Annotated in this window: 3 protein-coding genes; all 3 read right to left on the bottom strand. The window is 46.1% G+C overall.

Annotation, left to right across the window (positions count from 1 at the left end):
* On the bottom strand, nucleotides 1-444 hold a 444-nt coding region (locus FFS64_RS31120), incomplete at its 3' end, for a glycosyltransferase (protein ID WP_171017173.1).
* The gene (locus tag FFS64_RS31115) at nucleotides 437-1,135 is read right to left on the bottom strand and encodes a DUF2064 domain-containing protein (protein ID WP_137808456.1); all 699 of its coding nucleotides are present in this window, start codon (nucleotides 1,133-1,135) and stop codon (nucleotides 437-439) included. The genes FFS64_RS31115 and FFS64_RS31120, both read right to left, overlap by 8 nt.
* Before the next feature lie 709 nt (nucleotides 1,136-1,844).
* On the bottom strand, nucleotides 1,845-2,054 hold the full coding sequence (locus FFS64_RS32365; protein ID WP_372242195.1) for a zf-HC2 domain-containing protein: 210 nt from the start codon (nucleotides 2,052-2,054) through the stop codon (nucleotides 1,845-1,847).
* Between the last annotated feature and the right edge of the window lie 73 nt (nucleotides 2,055-2,127).

The following is a 2,127-nucleotide window of genomic DNA, read 5'->3' as shown; positions in this document are numbered from 1 at the left end:
ACCTTGGTCACCATAGGGAACTCCGAACGTATTTCGCAAGTTGATTAGATACTCAAGCAGACGTCCTTGCCACTCAGGCTTGCCTGCAAAGCGAAAAGCAAAATAGCCCCCCATTGCACCATTCTGTAGAGCGATTCTTATATTGCCGATAGGATCACCAGTGAGCTTAGCATCAGCATGCAAGAACCACAGCAATTCAGATTCCGCCAAACTTGCACCGAAACGCAGTTGAAGCCCACGATTAGGTTGAGATGAAACCCATGTTGCATTGTGGTTCCGGCAGATTTCTCGACAGAGCTCACTATTTCCAGAATCGACGACTATCACCTGCAACTCAGTGAGACTTGTGAAAGAGCACTCAGCTAGTTCGGTGAGCAGTCTTGGAAGCTCCAGTTCATCATGCAAGCAAGGGATCACCACACTGAGGCGATTGTGGTTAGTCACAAAGTGCTCCTTTAAGGTCAGAAATCGCTTCAATCAATCGCAATCTTGCGGGACGCAAATCAAACTTTAAACTTGAGCGTAATATATCGAAGTCTATTGCTTCATCAATGTCGAAGCATTCACCGATACACACAACAGAGTGACCGTTATCTAGACAGGTGCTTCGAAGTGCACCTCCTAAACTCGCAGTACTCCACGGTAGATTTACTAGGCTTGGCCACGGTTTGGATGAGGCCATAAGCACAACACCTCCATCACGAGCGTTGATTAACACTGTATCGTGCTCACAGAGCGCGTTGAGCACATTTTGATAGTCTGTCAGCGTGATTGCCGGCGAATCACTACCAATGAAAATTAAACACTCATGGCTTTGAGTTCGAAGTGTCTGGTCAAGGGTATTTAATCGTTCACCGAGATTTCCTTGAGCTTGGGGTATGCATTGAGCAAAAGGTGCCCTCGATTTTGCCCAGCCGAGATGATCGGCATGATCAGGTGCAATTATGGTATTACCAGGCCATTGATACAGATCTTCAACACCACAGTCGAGCAAGCACTCAGCGACCTCGTACGCACGCTCTATGCCTATCTGGGCTGCAAGCCGTTGCTTACCGAAACCTAGGGAGGGTCGCTTACAAACCAGCACCAGCGTTGGCGTCGGTGTAGGAGCCTGCTCGAAAAAGCTATGGGTCATACAGATCTCCGTCGTTTACGTTGAACAAAAAAGCCTCCATTCAACCCAGTATGGAGCGCGGCTATCTACATCAGATAGAAAAGGTTTGAAAATGTTACGGCCACAGTAAAAATTTCCGCTCTCTCCCCTCCCTCGCGCAGCTCAGTATGCTCTAAGGGCGGCTTACGGTCCTGCATCTTGTGAAAATGATAATGTCCGATTCAGAAGGACAAGAGCTAAAGACTGGCAGCAGATTCATCTCGCAATTTCGGCTGCACTAACATTGTAAGTGATTAACAGGTTGCCGCATTGCTGCACGCAAGGAGATCAGCCTAAATATCAACCTGAAATCGTGCTAATACACCAGTAAAGCAATAACGCGCAGCACCTGTCATAGCAGAATGAATATGTTGATGATTAATTAGCGAAAAACTATAACCATTAATTTACCCATCACGCGAACGCTGTATTGAGACCCTAAAGAATGGACAGTTCGGAAGTGCAATCTAGAAACATGATTAATTCAAACCCCAACACTACTAAAAGTCGAAAGAGAGTTAGTCTCAGTAACTCTAAAAAATAATGCACAACAAGCGAAATCTGTATACTGCTTGCGGGTCCACGTAGGTGGCCACCCACGCAGACGCACTATTGCGGCATCACCACGCAGGAGGTTTAGATTATACACACTTATTTTCCGCATCAATGTCATTGCTTGAAGCCTCCAAACTCAGTCGTCAGGCTTGCGGACAGACTTCAGTATGGAGTCTGTATCGACATATTCGTCATCGATAGAGATTTTTTTAAGTGTGTTTGAGGTTAACTCTAGCTGTTTTATATAAATGCGGCAGCGTGCACACATACTTAAATGCATAAGTACCCCGAGACGCGTTTTAAAGGTTAGTCGATGATCAATAATATCTGAGCCAAGTTCTGACATTTCGCGACACGTCAACATGTCCCTTCCTCCTCAAAGTGCTCAAGCATTGTATGCATTCGTTGTCGTCCACGGT

Source organism: Pseudomonas sp. G(2018) (assembly GCF_005502415.1).
GTDB lineage: Bacteria > Pseudomonadota > Gammaproteobacteria > Pseudomonadales > Pseudomonadaceae > Aquipseudomonas.
Note: the sequence above shows the minus strand (reverse complement) of the source record. Positions and strands in the feature narration are given on the sequence as shown.

What these genes read in the sequence shown, in the direction of transcription:
- FFS64_RS31115 (WP_137808456.1), bottom strand. Translation starts at nt 1,135, where the DNA reads ATGACCCATAGCTTTTTCGAGCAGGCTCCTACACCGACGCCAACGCTG.
- FFS64_RS32365 (WP_372242195.1), bottom strand. Translation starts at nt 2,054, where the DNA reads ATGTCAGAACTTGGCTCAGATATTATTGATCATCGACTAACCTTTAAA.